The 16707-nt window shown below is 35.8% G+C and carries 21 protein-coding genes; 15 read left to right on the forward strand and 6 right to left on the reverse strand.

The annotated features are described in order from the left end of the window. The first annotated feature begins 86 nt into the window (after positions 1–86). Positions 87–1772, forward strand: a complete 1686-nt coding sequence (locus tag FYJ58_RS10070; protein ID WP_154519604.1) for a methyl-accepting chemotaxis protein — start codon at positions 87–89, stop codon at positions 1770–1772. A gap of 65 nt (positions 1773–1837) precedes the next feature. On the opposite strand, the gene FYJ58_RS10075 is transcribed toward FYJ58_RS10070, so the two are convergent. Genes FYJ58_RS10075 through FYJ58_RS10090 form a run of 4 tightly spaced genes read right to left on the reverse strand, consistent with a single transcriptional unit; the run spans position 1838 to position 3550 of the window. Continuing rightward, positions 1838–2347 carry a superoxide dismutase family protein gene (locus FYJ58_RS10075; protein ID WP_328597839.1) on the reverse strand — a complete coding sequence of 170 codons (510 nt, stop codon included), beginning with the start codon at positions 2345–2347 and terminating at the stop codon, positions 1838–1840. After that, positions 2344–2958: a manganese catalase family protein gene (locus FYJ58_RS10080; RefSeq protein ID WP_154519605.1), complete on the reverse strand. Its 615-nt coding sequence runs from the start codon at positions 2956–2958 to the stop codon at positions 2344–2346. The genes FYJ58_RS10075 and FYJ58_RS10080 overlap by 4 nt, the downstream gene beginning before the upstream one ends. Next, positions 2958–3221, reverse strand: coding sequence for a spore coat protein CotJB (locus FYJ58_RS10085; protein ID WP_154519606.1), 264 nt, complete (start codon positions 3219–3221; stop codon positions 2958–2960). The genes FYJ58_RS10080 and FYJ58_RS10085 overlap by 1 nt, the downstream gene beginning before the upstream one ends. Then, the gene (locus tag FYJ58_RS10090; protein WP_235912620.1) at positions 3218–3550 is read right to left on the reverse strand and encodes a spore coat associated protein CotJA; all 333 of its coding nucleotides are present in this window, start codon (positions 3548–3550) and stop codon (positions 3218–3220) included. Before FYJ58_RS10090 ends, FYJ58_RS10085 begins: the two co-directional genes overlap by 4 nt. Before the next feature lie 464 nt (positions 3551–4014). Between FYJ58_RS10090 and mreB the strand changes: the two genes are divergently transcribed. The 10 genes from mreB (at position 4015) to FYJ58_RS10140 (ending at position 12408) form a co-directional block, all read left to right on the forward strand. Continuing rightward, positions 4015–5016 carry a rod shape-determining protein gene (gene mreB, locus FYJ58_RS10095; protein WP_154519608.1) on the forward strand — a complete coding sequence of 334 codons (1002 nt, stop codon included), beginning with the start codon at positions 4015–4017 and terminating at the stop codon, positions 5014–5016. A gap of 13 nt (positions 5017–5029) precedes the next feature. After that, entirely contained in the window at positions 5030–5803 is a 774-nt protein-coding gene (locus FYJ58_RS10100) for a flagellar hook-basal body protein (RefSeq protein ID WP_154519609.1), read from the forward strand. 28 nt (positions 5804–5831) lie between these two features. Continuing rightward, positions 5832–6647: a flagellar basal-body rod protein FlgG gene (gene flgG, locus FYJ58_RS10105; RefSeq protein ID WP_154519610.1), complete on the forward strand. Its 816-nt coding sequence runs from the start codon at positions 5832–5834 to the stop codon at positions 6645–6647. Positions 6648–6674: 27 nt separating this feature from the next. After that, positions 6675–7016, forward strand: a complete 342-nt coding sequence (locus FYJ58_RS10110) for a rod-binding protein (RefSeq protein ID WP_154519611.1) — start codon at positions 6675–6677, stop codon at positions 7014–7016. Between the two features lie 91 nt (positions 7017–7107). After that, on the forward strand, positions 7108–9330 hold the full coding sequence (gene recD2 / locus FYJ58_RS10115) for an SF1B family DNA helicase RecD2 (RefSeq protein ID WP_328597840.1): 2223 nt from the start codon (positions 7108–7110) through the stop codon (positions 9328–9330). A gap of 103 nt (positions 9331–9433) precedes the next feature. Beyond that, positions 9434–10351 (forward strand): nucleotidyltransferase family protein, encoded by a 918-nt coding sequence (locus FYJ58_RS10120; RefSeq protein ID WP_154519612.1) that lies wholly within the window; start codon positions 9434–9436, stop codon positions 10349–10351. Between the two features lie 11 nt (positions 10352–10362). Next, positions 10363–11082 carry a ComF family protein gene (locus tag FYJ58_RS10125; RefSeq protein WP_154519613.1) on the forward strand — a complete coding sequence of 240 codons (720 nt, stop codon included), beginning with the start codon at positions 10363–10365 and terminating at the stop codon, positions 11080–11082. Positions 11083–11095: 13 nt separating this feature from the next. Beyond that, the gene (locus FYJ58_RS10130) at positions 11096–11509 is read left to right on the forward strand and encodes a flagellar protein (protein WP_154519614.1); all 414 of its coding nucleotides are present in this window, start codon (positions 11096–11098) and stop codon (positions 11507–11509) included. Positions 11510–11544: 35 nt separating this feature from the next. Then, the gene (locus tag FYJ58_RS10135) at positions 11545–12018 is read left to right on the forward strand and encodes a chemotaxis protein CheX (RefSeq protein ID WP_154519615.1); all 474 of its coding nucleotides are present in this window, start codon (positions 11545–11547) and stop codon (positions 12016–12018) included. 21 nt (positions 12019–12039) lie between these two features. Next, a complete protein-coding gene (locus FYJ58_RS10140; RefSeq protein WP_154519616.1) occupies positions 12040–12408 on the forward strand; it encodes a response regulator in 369 nt (122 codons plus the stop codon). A 75-nt stretch (positions 12409–12483) separates the two neighbouring features. On the opposite strand, the gene FYJ58_RS10145 is transcribed toward FYJ58_RS10140, so the two are convergent. Together FYJ58_RS10145 and FYJ58_RS10150 are read right to left on the reverse strand one after the other, a co-directional pair. Continuing rightward, positions 12484–13326: a CvfB family protein gene (locus tag FYJ58_RS10145; protein WP_154519617.1), complete on the reverse strand. Its 843-nt coding sequence runs from the start codon at positions 13324–13326 to the stop codon at positions 12484–12486. After that, positions 13323–14039, reverse strand: coding sequence for an acyl-[acyl-carrier-protein] thioesterase (locus tag FYJ58_RS10150; RefSeq protein WP_154519618.1), 717 nt, complete (start codon positions 14037–14039; stop codon positions 13323–13325). Before FYJ58_RS10150 ends, FYJ58_RS10145 begins: the two co-directional genes overlap by 4 nt. Before the next feature lie 188 nt (positions 14040–14227). On the opposite strand from FYJ58_RS10150, the gene FYJ58_RS10155 reads away from it, so the two are divergent. The 4 genes from FYJ58_RS10155 to FYJ58_RS10170 form a co-directional block, all read left to right on the forward strand. Next, positions 14228–14467 carry a polya polymerase gene (locus FYJ58_RS10155; protein WP_154519619.1) on the forward strand — a complete coding sequence of 80 codons (240 nt, stop codon included), beginning with the start codon at positions 14228–14230 and terminating at the stop codon, positions 14465–14467. Further along, the gene (locus FYJ58_RS10160; protein ID WP_154519620.1) at positions 14467–15381 is read left to right on the forward strand and encodes a CPBP family intramembrane glutamic endopeptidase; all 915 of its coding nucleotides are present in this window, start codon (positions 14467–14469) and stop codon (positions 15379–15381) included. The genes FYJ58_RS10155 and FYJ58_RS10160 overlap by 1 nt, the downstream gene beginning before the upstream one ends. An 89-nt stretch (positions 15382–15470) precedes the next feature. After that, a complete protein-coding gene (gene trxB / locus FYJ58_RS10165; protein WP_154519621.1) occupies positions 15471–16403 on the forward strand; it encodes a thioredoxin-disulfide reductase in 933 nt (310 codons plus the stop codon). An 87-nt stretch (positions 16404–16490) separates the two neighbouring features. Beyond that, positions 16491–16707: transposase family protein (locus FYJ58_RS10170; protein WP_205839225.1), on the forward strand; the 217-nt coding region annotated here is incomplete at its 3' end.

A 16707-nucleotide genomic window follows, 5' to 3' on the forward strand; every position in this document is an offset into this window, starting at 1 on the left:
CCATTCTGTTTTTTTGAATATATTGCAAAAAAGTTTCAAAAAAGATATAATAATAGATAAAAGAGAAAAAAATAGGAGGACAAAAGATGAAAAGTGTTAAAATGAAGATTTTTGTTCCAATTGTATGTGTAACTTTGTTAAGTCTTGGATTTATGTGGATGCAATATATGAATATGAACACAATTTCTGACAATATGGAATCTATTAACGGTGTATATTATCAAACAGCAAGCTTGGCAGACGAATTGAAATTAGATGTGGTGCAGGTTCAGCAATGGCTGACGGATGCCAGTGCGACAGGGGAGAAAGATGGATTTGATGAAGCGAAAAAGTATGCCGATCAGGTTTATAGTGTAATTGAACAATTAAAGGAGATTAATCCCGAAAAAAGCAATGAACTGGAGGAAATAAAGAATACATTTACGCCATATTATGAAACTGGTATTGAGATGGCAAATGCGTATATAAACAGTGGAAGAGATGCCGGAAATAAAAAAATGGACTCATTCGATGAAACGGCAGAGAAGATTAATCGAAAAGTAGAGGAATTCCAAGCAAACGCAGAAGACAATATGGAACAGAAAATTAGTGACATGGACCGGATTGTAAATGTCATTCAGACGATTGTTATTGTACTTTTTTGCGTTGAATTTTTAATTGTTTTGGTTACATTTTTTATTTTAGGAAGCAAAATTGTTTTACCTATTAAAAAGATATTAGAAAAGGTAGAGGCAATTGCCCATAATAATGGTGATTTAACTCAAAAAATTGAATTTAAAAGTAATGATGAGATAGGAAAATTAGCGGAAAATTTTAATTTGATGCAAGAGTCGTTCCGGGTTATTATTGCAAATATAAAAAAGGAATCGACTGCCATGAAAGAACAGGTGGAAGCTGCATCAGGCAGTATGAATGAACTAATGGGAAGTATTCAGGAAGTGAATGCGACCTCTCAAGAGCTTCTTACTATGATGGAGGAAAATGCAGCAGCAACGAGAGAGATATCTTCCGTGTCAGAGGATATGAATTTTAATATCAGCCAGATGGCCAAGAAGGCAAAGGAAGAAGCAGAAAATTCAAAAGAAATCAAGGAACGAGCATCTTCGCTTTGTAATACTGCAATTCAATCAAAGGAAGAGGCAGAGAAGATTAATAAGGAAAACGAAGAAAAAATATTATGTGCGATTGAGCAGGCAAAGGAGATAGAGAAAATCAGTGTATTATCCGATGCTATCTTAGCAATTACGAGTCAAACAAACCTGTTATCTTTGAATGCATCAATTGAAGCAGCCAGAGCTGGAGAAGCAGGAAGGGGGTTTGCAGTTGTTGCAAGTGAAATTGGACAATTGGCTCAAGATTCCGGAAATACAGCAGGAGAGATTAGAGAAATTAGCGAAGTAATAAAAGAAACGGTAGATAAATTGGTAGTCAACTCAAATGAAATGCTTTCATTTATCAATAATAAAGTTATTGATGATTATAAAATGATTGTTTCTACAGGGGAAAAATATGATATGGATGCCAATACAATTAGAGACATTACAACAGAATTTAGTTATACTTCAGAAGAGATAAAAGAGGCAATTGGTTCTGTTGCAAAGTCGATTGATGAAATTAGTGAATCGAATAATCGTTCTGCGGAAGGAACTGAGAATATTTCAAAAAGAATTGCCGTAATAACTGATAAATATGAGATGATTCAGTCTGTAATAGAAAAAGTCGAAAAATCTTCGGAAGAATTGGAAGCTAGTGTAGCCGGCTTTATTGTATAATTATGTGGCAAAGATGCAAAATATGAAAATAGAATTTGTATCTTTGCCACACTTTTTATAGGATGTTATGGCAGGATGTTTTTTATTTCTCCGCAAGCTATTTTTTTACCTGAATTTCCGGAAGGCTGTGTTGTAAAATCGTCAGGCGCTTCATGAAGAATACATGTGTGTCCGACAACATCTTCCGGCAAAAAACGTTCCGTATAAAACAGTTGAAATGCGTAGCCAAGGTTTCCAAACAAAGGTGGCATATCGCCGGCATGTTCTGGATGGTCACAGTTATTTGGATTATAATGCAACCCTGTATCTGCAAATGGATCGGATTCTGTTCCTGTACAGGTAGCCCCTTCATGAATGTGGAATGCAAACATTCTATTTTCACAAGGAGTTGAGGAATCGTAAGGAAGTCCGTCTATGGTAGATAATACTAAAGTTCCGTTCCAAATTGAAAAAAAGAGAATAGTTCCATAAATTGTATTATGCTGTTGATCTCCGTACAAATAGGCATAAGCTTTCGGATAAGACGATGCCAGCGTTTCTATGAATTTTGCCCAATCATGATTTATATTCATCATTTTCCGCAGTTACTATTGGAGTCAAATTCAGGATTAAATGCATAGAAATTTTTAAAGTTTAAATCGTCCTGTACACGACGAAGGGCTTCACCGAAACGTTGGAAATGAACTAGTTCACGCTGTCTTAAGAAACGGATTGGATCGCATATTTCAGGGTCTTTTACGAGGCGGAGAATGTTATCATAGGTAGAACGTGCTTTTTGCTCGGCAGCTAAATCTTCATGGAGATCCGTAATGGCATCTCCTTTCGACTGAAATTCGCAGGAATTAAATGGAATTCCGCCGGCAGCTTGTGGCCAAAGACCAACCGTGTGGTCAACGTAGTAGTTCGCAAATCCGGATTTTTCGATTTCTTCTGGTGTTAAATCTCTCGTCAATTGATGGACAATGGTAGAAACCATTTCCATGTGGGCGAGTTCCTCGGTTCCTATATCTGTTAATAATCCGGCAACTTCACGGTAAGGCATGGTATAGCGTTGAGAAAGATATCTCATGCTAGCTGCTAACTCGCCGTCTGGACCGCCGAATTGACTAATAATAACTAAAGCCATTTTAGGATTACTTTTGGTTATATTGATTGGATATTGTAATCTTTTTTCATAGTTCCACATTATTTGCACGCTCCTTCCCAAGGCCATGGACTTTTTACCCATGCCCAATAACCGTTGCCACTATATACATTTTCATCCGTTAAAGGACCATACATTCTTGTATATTCATCTACTGCCTGTTTGTGCAATTTTTTATAATTCTCATAATATTCAAGTGCTTGCTTATCACAAGGATGAGTATCCAGATATAAAACTACATCATCAATGGCGAAGCCGACTTCATAAATAAAACGAAGTAACTTACTTTGATCGTTATTCATCATATATCACATCTCCTTCTACAAGAATTTTTACATTGCATATCTCTTCTAATTGGGGAAGTTGTACAGTTACGTGATTGTTGTTCTGATGACTGACAGTTGCATCTCATATTATGGCATACAGGACTAGAGCATAAAAATGGGAAGATTAATTCTTCAAAAATAGTGCCATTTTCTAACCCTTTTGCTCCGTCGTAAACATTTTGCCATTGCTGCCAGGGAACATATGCCATGGCAAGAGGCATATCCTGTAAGATGTCATAGTTATCGTAACAGATACCAGATGGAGAAGAGGTTTGGCATCTGCAGTCATTATGCTTCATATAATCCATATATAGTACTCCTTTCATAGTCAAAAGTTCATGGTATACTATTAATTTATGCGTAAGAGAAGAATTGGTTAACAAAATAAAAAGGGATAGGAAAATAGTAATAAAAACGAAAGAATAATTAAATATATTTGTAATTTATGCCGATATAATAAGCAGGTTCTGGTTTTGGCTATATTTCCAAAAGAGATTGCAATTTAATTTCTCTTTCTGTAAACAACGACAGAAGAAAAAAAATGAATTCTGATTTCGCTATTCAACCTGTCGATTTTGGTAAAAATAAGGCAGGGCAACATAAAAATATGTAGAAAATGAAAAATTCCTTTGAAAAATTTAATAAATGTGTTTATAATAGGATAGAGTATGTTTAGGTTTGCTATCATTGGAAAAAATTAGATAGAGAATATATCCGTTAATTTGTAAACGATAAATAATATATAGATGTGAGTAAAAGGAAGGAGATTAAAATGATAGGTAGTGACATTGGAATTGATTTAGGTACTGCAAGTGTACTTGTATATATAAAAGGAAAAGGTGTTGTGTTAAAGGAGCCATCTGTTGTTGCATTTGACCGCGATACGAATAAGATTAAAGCAATTGGAGAAGAGGCAAGATTGATGCTTGGAAGAACACCTGGTAACATTGTAGCAGTACGTCCGTTACGTCAAGGTGTTATTTCTGATTATACTGTAACAGAAAAAATGTTAAAACATTTTATTCAGAAGGCAGTTGGAAAACAAAGACTTAGAAAGCCAAGAATCAGTGTTTGTGTTCCAAGTGGTGTTACAGAAGTAGAAAAGAAGGCAGTTGAAGACGCAACATATCAGGCAGGAGCAAGAGAAGTTGCAATTATTGAAGAACCAATTGCAGCGGCAATTGGAGCTGGAATTGATATTTCAAGACCTTGTGGAAATATGATTGTTGATATCGGAGGGGGAACAGCGGATATTGCTGTTATTTCATTGGGAGGTACAGTTGTAAGTACTTCAATTAAGATTGCCGGAGACGATTTTGATGAAGCAATTGTTCGTTATATGCGTAAGAAACATAATTTATTAATTGGAGAACGTACGGCAGAAGATATTAAAATTAAAATAGGAAGTGCATATCCACGTGCTGAGGTTGAAACAATGGATGTACGAGGTCGTAATTTAGTTACAGGGCTTCCTAAGACAATTGAAGTGACTTCCGAAGAAACAGAAGAGGCACTTCGTGAAACAACTTCCCAGATTGTTGAAGCGGTGCATAGTGTATTAGAGAAAACTCCACCAGAACTTGCAGCAGATATTGCGGATCGTGGTATTGTATTAACAGGTGGTGGAAGCTTGCTTCGTGGATTGGAAGAATTAATTGAGAGTAAAACAGGAATTACAACAATGACAGCAGCAGATCCAATGCTTTGTGTAGCAATCGGAACAGGAAAATTTGTAGAGTTTTTGAGTGGTAATGGTAAAAAAGATAAAGAATAAGAGGTGACGGCTTATGCTAAGAGGTCTGTATACAGCATTTACCGGAATGTCAAATGAACAGAAACGCTTAGATATTATATCAAATAATATTGCGAATGCCGCTACGGTTGGTTACAAAGAAGAGAATGTAACGAACCAGTCTTTTGATGAGATGCTGACAATTAAAATAAGAGATGGTTCAGAAAGTTATCTTGATAAGCCAATTGGTACGATGAGCTTAGGCGTGAAAGTTGGTGAAGTATATACAGATTATGGTCAGGGCTCTTTGAGAACAACAGGGAATACTTATGATATGGCAATTGAAGGAAAAGGTTTCTTTCAAGTCCGTGTTGTAGATAAGAATGGAAAAGAAACTATTCGTTATACAAGAGATGGTGCTTTTAAGATGACCTCTAATGGATTTATTACAGATGCAGATGGAAATTATCTCCAAGGAGAAAGTGGAGATGTTCAGGTGCCGATTGATGCTGCTGAAGTTGTAATCGGAAAAGATGGAACAATCTATGCAGACGGAGCAGCAGTAGACAAAGTAAACCTGTATGACTTTGAAGACTACGATTATCTCGAGAAAGTTGGAGATGTGTCCTATAAACCGCTAGATGGTGCAGTTCAAGTTGATGCAACCGGCTTAATTCGTCAGGGATATACCGAACAGTCTAATGTGAATGCGGTATCCGAGATGGTGGATATGATTGCAATTACAAGAGCATATGAATCAAATCAGAAAGTAATAAGAACCGTAGATACAATGCTTGATAAAGCTGTCAACACAGTAGGTAGAGTATAGTAGTATAGAGTAAAGGAAGGAATAGCTTATGGTACGTTCATTATGGACAGGTGCATCCGGTATGATAGCCCAACAGACAAATGTAGATACAATAGCAAACAATTTGGCTAATATTAATACAACCGGTTATAAAAAAGAAGCTGCTGAATTTAAGTCTTTGTTATATCAGACAATTCAGGAAGTTTCTACTGACAGTAATGGAAAAGAAAAGCCGGTTGGTGTGCAGGTAGGTCTTGGAGTACGTAACTCGGCAATCACTTCTCAGTTCACACAGGGGGCAATTAATGAAACCGGTGGAACTTGGGATTTTGCAATTGCAGGGGAAGGATTTTTTGCAGTACAGATGGAAGACGGAAGTACTGGATATACAAGAAGTGGAAATTTTCAGATGTCAATAGGAACATCTGGAACTACGCTATGTGATTCAAGTGGACGTCCGGTATTGGACACAAATGGAGCACCGATTGTATTAGATTCTACTATGTCCCCAAGTAAATTGACGGTGGATACAAATGGAAGGCTAATGTATCCTGATGCAACAGGAAATGCTCAGCCAATTGGAGTTCAGATCGGATTGGTACAGTTCAATAACCCGGCAGGTCTTAATAAGGTATCGGATAGCATTTATCAGGAATCACCTGCTTCAGGGACAGCGAGATGGGAAGCAAATGAAGCGGTATTAAAGAAAAGTGAATTACGTCAAGGGTATATTGAAGCATCAAATGTACAGGCTGCCGATGAGATGGTTAATTTGATTATTGCACAGAGAGCATATGAAATGAATTCAAAGGTTATTACAGCTTCTGATACAATGCTTCAACAGGCAAATAATCTGAGAAGCTAGTGGAAGTCTTGATAGGAGGAATTGGCTATGAGTATTTCGATTAATAGCAATACATTATATAATAGTTATTTAAACAGTGCTTCAGATATTTCCTCAAAAACAGATAAATTGCAAGACACACTGACGAATTCAGATTTATCAAATGCAGACGATGAAGAGTTAATGGAAGTGTGTAAAAGCTTTGAATCCTATTTTGTAGAGCAGGTTTTTAAGGAAATGAAAAAGACCGTACATAGCAGTGATGATGACAATGAATATATGCAATATTTTGGAGATATGCTGACACAGACTTATTCAGAGTCAGTAACAGATAGCGGACAGCTTGGACTTGCGCAACTTTTATATGAGTCTATGAAACGGAATCAATAATAAACAAGGCTGCAAAAAGAACCAGATTTGATACGGTTTCTTTTGCAGCTTTTTCAGTATAAATTATAAAATTGTGAGGATGAGATAGAACGTGGCAGAGAGCTTTGAAGGTTATGTAGAGCGGATTGTATTTCGCAATGCAGAAAACGGTTATACAGTGTTAAGTCTTTCACAAGAGCAAGAAGAACTAACTTGTGTTGGAACATTTACTTTTATTAATGAAGGGGAATATATAGAAGTTACCGGAACTTTGGTAGAACATCAGCTGTATGGTGAGCAACTAAAGGTAGAAAGCTATCAGGTGAAAGAGCCGGAAGATGCGGTGTCAATGGAACGCTATTTAGGTTCCGGGGCAATTAAAGGGGTAGGTCCGGCTTTGGCAGCAAGAATTGTTAAAAAGTTTAAGCTGGATTCCTTTCGGGTCATTGAAGAAGAACCAGAGCGTCTTGCAGAAATAAAAGGAATCAGTGAAAGGAAAGCCAGGGAAATTGCAGAGCAGTTTGAAGATAAGCGGGAGATGCGGAATGCAATGATGTTTTTGCAGCAGTACGGAATTTCAAATAGTCTTGGGCTTAAAATATATAATGAATATGGACCTACGATATACCATGTTTTAAAAGAAAATCCGTACCGACTTGCGGAGGACATAAAAGGTGTTGGATTTAAGCTGGCGGATGAAATTGCACGGAAAGCAGGAATCAATGTGAATGCCGATTTTCGTGTGAAGGCTGGAATTATATATACGCTTAGCCTTGCGAGTCAATCCGGGCATACGTATGTACCAGAGGACTTATTGATTCGGAAAGCTTCAGAATTATTGGGACTTACCATTGAGGAGATAGAAAAGCACCTGACCGACATGGCACTTGACAAAAGATTAGTAATGAAAGAAACAGAAGAGGGGAAAGCCATTTATAACTCAACGCTTTATTATATGGAAATGAATTGTGCCAGAATGCTTTTGGATCTTAATCTGAGCTATCAGGTAGATATACCGGCAATGGAAAGAAGAATCTTGGGGATTGAAGAATTAGATGAAATTGAGCTGGATGAAATGCAAAGGGCAGCAGTAGTGGAGGGAAGTAGAAATGGTGTTCTTATTATTACCGGAGGTCCCGGAACGGGAAAAACAACAACAATTAATACATTAATCCGTCTATTTGAATCAGAGGGAATGGACATTATGCTCGGAGCACCAACAGGAAGGGCTGCAAAAAGAATGTCAGAAACAACAGGATACGAAGCTCAGACAATTCATCGGATGCTTGAATTAAAGGCTTCTGTTGAAGATGGTGAAGGTATGCACTTTGAGAGAAATGAAACGAATCCACTGGAAACGGATGTGATTATTATAGATGAAATGTCGATGGTTGACATTTATCTGTTTCATGCTTTGCTAAAGGCACTTGTTGTCGGTACCCGTTTGATTTTGGTAGGGGATATCAATCAGCTTCCATCCGTTGGACCGGGAAATGTTTTAAGGGATATTATTGATTCAAAAAGTTTTCCGGTTGTAGAGTTAAAAAAGATTTTCAGACAGGCGGCGGAAAGTGACATTGTTTTAAATGCACATAAAATAAACGAGGGGAAACAAATTGCTCTTGATAATAAAAGTATGGATTTTTTTATGTTGCAGCGTATGGATGTGAACCAGATTATAAGTGTAGTTATTCAGTTAATACAAGAAAAAATGCCGCGTTATGTTCATGCGGAACCTTATGATATACAGGTTTTAACACCGATGAGAAAAGGTGAATTAGGGGTGGAACGGTTAAACAGAATATTACAGCAGTACCTAAATCCTCCGGATGAAAGCAAGAAAGAGAAAGAAATTGCAGGTGGAATTTTCCGTGAGGGTGATAAAGTGATGCAGGTAAAAAACAATTACCAGCTTGAATGGGAGCTAACAAACTCTTATGGAATTGTCGTTGAAAAGGGGACAGGAGTATTTAATGGAGATTGTGGAATTATAAAAGAGATTAATTTTTTTGCAGAGCTTGTGACGGTTCAATTTGAAGAAGAAAAGCTTGTCGAATATCGTTTTACTGATTTGGATGAACTGGAATTGGCATATGCAGTTACGGTTCATAAATCGCAGGGAAGTGAATACCCTGCTGTTGTAATTCCGGTTTTGTCAGGTCCCAGAATGTTGTTTACAAGGAATATTTTATATACAGCAGTGACAAGGGCAAAAAGTTGTGTAACTTTAGTTGGAAATAGTGAAGTTATAAAATATATGATAGAAAATGTGAACAATCAGAAGCGATATACAAGCTTAGACAAGCGAATTGAAGAAATGAATGGAATGATTTAGCTAAATTGTTAGTGCAATTTGACGTAAATTGAGTTATAATAACTCTATAATAATATCTCATTAATAGAGTGGTTAGAAAGAAGAGATAAGGAGAACAAGTATTATGAAAAAAATAACATTGGTTGTCATGGCTGCTGGTATTGGAAGCCGGTATGGTGGAGTAAAGCAGCTAGAGCCAGTTGGTACAAGCGGGGAGATTATATTAGATTATTCTGTATATGATGCAATTAAAGCAGGATTTAAAAAGGTTATATTTATTATTAGAAAAGATATTGAAGAAGATTTCAAGGAAATAATTGGAGATCGTTTGGCAAAGTATGTGGAAGTAGAATACGTAATTCAGGAGCTTAACGATCTTCCAAAAGGATATACACAACCAGCAGAGCGAACAAAACCATGGGGAACTGGACAGGCAGTTTTGTGTTGTAAGGAGTTGATTCATGAGCCATTCGCAGTTATTAATGCAGATGATTATTATGGAAAAGAAGCATTTGTGCGGATAAAGGAGTTTTTGGAGAATCCAGGAAGTTCCGATAAAAAGTATAATTTTTGTATGGCAGGATTTCGGTTAGGAAATACACTTAGTGAGCATGGTACTGTTACAAGAGGAGTTTGTAAGGTAAATGAAAAAAATATTTTAATTGATATTGAGGAAACAAAAAATATTGAAAAGAAAAAGGATCATGCAGAAGCGAATGGATTTAAAATTCCATTTGAACAGCCGGTTTCAATGAATATGTGGGGCTTTACTCCTGAATTTATGGATGAATTAGAAGTTCGTTTCCAACAGTTTTTGGAAGAAATAAGAGCTGGTGAAAAAGATAGTTGTAATTCTGAATATTTACTTCCTATTATTATTGGTGATATGATTAAGGAAGATATTGTACAGGTATCTGTGTTGGATACACAAGACAAGTGGTTTGGTGTTACATATAAAGAAGATAAGGAATATGTAGTGAAAGCTTTTCGTAAACTAGTAGAAGAAGGTGCATATCCAAAGCAGTTATTTGAAGGTAAGTAAGGGAGAAAGGTTTGGAAAAAAGTGTAGTAGAGGAACTATTGGACTTAATATATCCACCAAGATGTCCAATATGTGGCAATATTACAGATGATAAAATCAATTACGTATGTAAGACTTGTAAGAATAAATTACATTCGATAAAAGAACCCCGTTGCATGAAATGCAGTAAGCCTATTTTAAATGAAGAAACGGAATATTGTTATGATTGTGAAAAAAGATTATTTCATTATGATAGAGGAATGGCTTTGTGGATTTATGATGATATAATGAAAAAGTCCATTGGTGATTTTAAGTATCATGGAAGAAAAGAATATAGTAAGTTTTATGGAAAAGCTTTAGCAGAAGAATATGGTAATTGGGTACAGTCAATTGATGCAGATGCGTTAATTCCGGTGCCATTACATAAACAAAAACAAAAAGCCAGAGGATATAATCAGGCAGAGCTTATTGCGAAGGAAGTCGGTGCAAGAATAAAAGTGCCGGTGAGGACAGATATTTTGTATCGGCAGCATTACACAATGCCACAGAAAGAACTAAATGATGTGGAGAGGCGTAAAAATTTAGCAAGAGCTTTTCAGGTAAAAAAGGATATCTTTTTTCTGAAAAAAATTATATTGGTCGACGATATCTATACAACAGGAAGTACAATAGAGGCATGTACAAATGTATTGTTAGAACATGGGATACAGCAGGTATATTTTCTGAGTGTTTGTATAGGAAAAGGATTTTAAGGAGGAAATAGAAATGGATGTTAGGAATTGTAGAGAATGTGGCAGATTATTTAATTATACATCAGGTGGTTCACCAATTTGTCCTGCCTGTGCGAAAAAATTAGAAGAAAAATTTGCCGTAGTAAAACAATATATATATGATCATCCGGGTGTAGGAATTCAAGAGGTATCCGAAGAAAACGATGTATCAATTAACATGATTAAAAAATGGGTTCGCGAAGAAAGATTAACATTTGCAGAAGGTTCAGCAGTTGGAATTGAATGTGAGTGCTGCGGAAAGACAATTTTAAGTGGTCGCTATTGTGAAGAATGTAAAAAGAAAGTAGCAAATCAACTAGGAAGTGCTTATGGAAGTGCTACCCATGCTGCACCTGCTCAAAAGAAAAAGACGGATGGAAATCCAAAGATGAGATTTTTAAATAATTAGAAATGGTTGTATTGGGATTGGATTAGGAGGTGGCAGTGATAAGAACTAAAGTCGTCAATGTTTTTCAAGCTTTTGATGGAGCGTTTATATTACTGACAGAAAGCCTTTCTTCTATTATATTAGAGCATTGTTTGGACGATAAAGATACTATACAGGATTATAAAATGTTTGTTATTCGTACAAAAGGTATTTTTGAATCCTATATCCAGATTGCGATAGAGGACCATTTGCTGGGAGGCATAGTGAATGCAATCAGTAAAGGGAAAAAATTAGATGAAACGGAAAGAATTCTGTATATAATGGAATATCTAAATATTGTATGTGGCAGGGCATTGTCAGAAATAAACAATCAAGTAGGAAAATCATCCAGATTGACGGTACCACAGTATATTCGTGATGTAACCTATGAGGAGCCGTTTTTGGATGGCGAACAGGAAAACTTGTTTTTTGATAGTGAATATGGAAAGATGAATGTTTCTATCACATATCATTATGATAGTGAAAGATGATAATCAAAGGAGGACTTAAGAATGAAGAAGACAATCTTAGTTATTGATGATTCACCATTTGCTTCTCAACAAATTAAAGATGTAGTAGAGGAACATGGTTACGAAGTTATTGACTATGCAAGAAACGGAGAAGAAGGAATTGAAAAATATAAAGAAATTCATCCTGATTTTGTTATATTAGATATTATAATGCCGGGAATCGGTGGATTAGAAACAGCCGAAATTTTGTTAAAAGAAGACCCAAAGGCTAAAATTATGATGTTAAGTTCACTATGTGATTCCGGAACATTAGAAGAGGTAAAAAGTATCGGATTAAAATATTTGATTCCGAAACCACTAGATGAAGACGTTTTACTTGCAACGTTGGAATTATTAAAAAAGAACGGTTAAGGTTTTGCGCCAAAGATTAGAAGGATAGCTGTATTGTTTAAATAAAACAATGCAGCTATCCTTTTTAGTATTAGATTACTTTTTAATAAGGCAAATTCCATTCTCTGTCAATTCGATTTTTTTCTCTTTTAATAGATGACCTACTGCCCGCTTGAAAGAAGCTTTACTAAGGTGCAGTACTTTTTTTATTTCTTCTGGTGAACTTTTGTCGTGGAGTGGAAGGAAACCATTGTGGTTAACTAATTCTTGATAGATAAGTTCACTGTCGCTTCCAATTTGCTTGTAAGATTTTTCACGTAAACTTAAATTCATTTTTCCATCTTCACGAAGAGAGGTAATTCGGGCATGTACAATATCGCCGGGTACCAACGGTGAAACAAGCTCTTTTTTGGGAATTAGTCCGGAATATTGATTGTCTACAGCAACAAAGGCACCAAAATTTTTGCTTGTTTCATATATTGTTCCGGTAACATGATCCTCTTTCTTATATGGATGGTTAGGTTTTAAATAATTGTAAACATTCATTGTAGCACACAGACGATGGCTTTTATCAATGTATAAACTAACCAATACATGTTCCCCTTTTTTTACACGACGAGTTTGTTCTTTAAATGGAAGTAAGAGGTCTTTTGCAAGTCCCCAGTTTAAAAATGCACCAATTTGGCTTGTTTCAATAACTTCCAGAACTGCAAGTTCATGAAGTGTAATTAGAGGAGTCTGAGTTGTTGCAATCAAACGGTCTTCGGAATCTTTATAAATAAATACGGATAAAAGATCTCCAATTTGACATTGTTCTGGAACCTGATTTTTTGGAAGCAGTACTTTTTCTTGGTCAGTGGAACCTTTTGGGTGGAGGTAAAGGCCATTACCTGTCTTTTTTAGTACTTCTAATTCTTGTATTATTCCTAATTCTATCATATATGTTTCCTTTCTTTAAATTCAACAGTTGCATAAATTTTCCCTTCCTTATTGGCAAGTATTACAGTAAAGAGAGAGTCTTCTTGTGAGATTTTTGGAACTAATAAATCTCCAAGATGTGCAGAGTTTTTATATTCTGCCCGCATTTGCCTGATTGGAAAATCATTAGGCAAGAAACTTTCTGCTATTCTGATATATTGTCCGTTATTCATATGATTATTTGTGTCAATATAGGAGGGGAGAACGGGAATTACAGTTTGCGTCTGACAATCAGCCGGAACTGTAATTTTTCTGTTTTCATAATTCATAGGGTATGGAGGTTCAATGCTATAAGGGGATGTGATTTCATTTGTTAGTCTTACGGGACGTAAACGGTTCATATCCATATAAATCCAAATAGAATTAGCATAAGCACATGTCTGGTCATTGGAATCTTTTAATATAAAATTTCGGTTACCATATAAACCATTAAATTTGGAAGCCCATGTTCCAACAGTTACGTGCTCGCCTAACTGCGGAAAGCGTTCAACAACGATTTGCCATGAGGTGAGAATCCAAGCCCGATTGTTTTTATTCAGATAGGAAAGCCCGATATTTAAATCTTCGGATTGGAATGTACTGCAATCCTGAAAATAATTGGTGAGTCCTGTCATAGTGAGGAATCCTTCGCGGTCCACTTCACTATAACGAATTCTACTGTTTAGTGTATACATAAAAACCTCCTGATATAAATACTCTTAGCTAATTATAGCATTATTAGAAAAAAAAACTAGTGAAATCAGGAAAAAAATAGTATAATAAATTAAAATGACAGGAGCACAAAGTGCGTAGTCGTCCGTAGTTATCAGGGGGTAAAATATCTTTTGACCCCAACATCTTAAAAAAATTAGGAGGTTATCATATGAAGATTAAAAACATAAAAGATGTTGATAAGTTTTTTCAAGTAATCGATAGTTGTAAGGGAAAAGTGGAATTAGTATCGGATGAAGGAGATCGTTTAAACTTAAAATCTAAATTGTCGCAGTATATTTCTCTTGCAAAAGTATTTTCGGATGGTTCTATCAGTGAATTAGAAGTAATTGCATATGAACCGGAAGATGTAGATAAACTTCTAAAATTTATGGTAAATGGTGGAGAGTAATGAGTCAGATAAAAAAAGTAAATAATATATTTTTGATAACAGTTATGTTTGCAGTAGGAGGTTCCTTATTTATGGGAGCCTTCTCTGTTGGCAAAGATAATGAATTATTTAGTCTGCTTGCAGCACAGCTTTTATATGTGATACCTGCAATCTTATATCTTAAATCAAGTGGCGGGAATATAAAAGAACGTTTGCGGTTTAATCGAATCAAAGGAAGTACAATGATTCTTTTGATTTTATTTTCCTATCTTATTACTCCGTTATTAACATATTTAAATATCGTGTCAATGTTATTTTCAAAAAATATGATTCAAAATACAATTGACGGAATTGTAAAAAATTATCCAATGGCAGTTGGAATTATTGCAGTAGGTCTGATACCTTGTATCTTGGAAGAAACGATATACAGAGGGGTCTTTTTTAATGAATACCGAAAAATAAATCCAAGAAAAGGAATTTTAATAAGTGGTTTTCTATTTGGATTGATGCATATGAACTGGAATCAGTTTGTTTATGCATTTGTAATGGGAATGATTTTTGCAGTTCTGGTAGAAGCCAGTGATTCAATAATAGCATCTATGATTGTGCATTTTACAATAAATACTACATCTGTGGTAACCGCATATATACAGTCAGAAATGGCATTTGTAACTGCTCCAAATGAAATGGTTTTGGAAGAAGAACAATTAAAAATGTATCTGTGCAATTATTGGATTGTAGTAGTATTTTTCGGAATTTTGGCATTTTTCCTGTTAAAACAGATTGCTAAGAATCAAGGAAGAAAAGAAGAATTAAATGCTCTTTTTTTCAATAATGGAAAAGAAAAAGAAGTGCAGGCGCCATTTTTCACTTTGCCGTTAGTATTGGGAAGTTTGATTTGTATTTTTATTATGATTGGTGTAGAAGTATTGTAAATATAGTTTTTTTTGTGAGTTAGTCATATAGAAAAAATAAAAATTGGCGTATAATAAGTGTAAAGTAAAAAGAAAGGGATTGTGAAGACATGGGAATTTTATATGATACGATTATTATAGGGGCAGGTCCAGCCGGTTTGGCAGCAGGAATCTATGCAAAAAGAGCAGAGCTTAAGAGTATAATTATAGAAAAAGCACCAATGAGTGGAGGTCAGATTGTTAATACTTATGAGGTAGACAATTATCCGGGACTTCCGGGAATGAGTGGCTTTGAATTGGCAAATCGTTTTCGTACGCATTGTGACAAATTAAACGTAGAATTTGTTGAGGGCGAGGTTGCAGGAATTAAAGCGGATGGAAAAAATAAAGTAGTTACGCTTGAAAATGGAGAAGCTTTTACAGCGAAGACAATTATTATAGCAGGTGGTGCAGTGCATCGCAAGCTAGGTGTCGAGGGAGAAGAAAAATTAACTGGAATGGGAGTATCTTATTGTGCAACTTGTGATGGCGCATTTTTTAGAAATGCAGAAGTTGCAGTTGTTGGTGGTGGTGATGTTGCAATAGAAGACGCTATTTTTTTGGCAAGAATTGCGAAAAAGGTTTATGTCATCCATAGAAGAGATGAATTTCGTGCAGCGAAGAGTCTTGTTAGTACACTACTTTCTATGGATAACGTTGAAATTTTACGGAATAGCGTGGTAGAAAAAATTGTTGGGGAAGATGTAGTAGAGAAAATAAAAATACGGGATATAGAAACGAAAACAGAAAGAGAACTTCCTGTTGAAGGAGTATTTGTTGCGGTAGGAACAGAACCAATTACTGCAATTTATGATGGAATGATTGAAATGGACGAAAAAGGATATATTGTAGCTGATGAAGATTGTGCAACAAATGTACCGGGAATTTTTGTTGCAGGCGATATTCGTACAAAGCCACTTCGTCAGGTAGTAACGGCTGCATCGGATGGAGCTAATGCGATTACAGCTGTAGAACAATTTCTTGCAAAATGTGAATCCCATTAAGTGGTAACTCCACGACAAACGCATGAGTAAATAAATTGTGAACACGTCCCTTTTCTGGTAAAATGAAAAGAAAAGGGGTGTTAGAAAATGCAGGAATTATTAGATTGGATGGAATACATTGAGGATAACCGTCAACAGAGAAAAGTTCGTCACAAGCTAAAAGATATTCTCGTAATTGTGCTTTTTGCCACACTTGCAAATGCAGATGATTGGGTCGAAATGGCATTGTTTGCAGAAAACTATCAGGATTATCTTCGAAAGTATATCGAATTGAAGAATGGGGTGCCATCGCATGATACGATTC

Source organism: Velocimicrobium porci (genome assembly GCF_009696045.1).
GTDB classification, from domain to species: domain Bacteria; phylum Bacillota; class Clostridia; order Lachnospirales; family Lachnospiraceae; genus Velocimicrobium; species Velocimicrobium porci.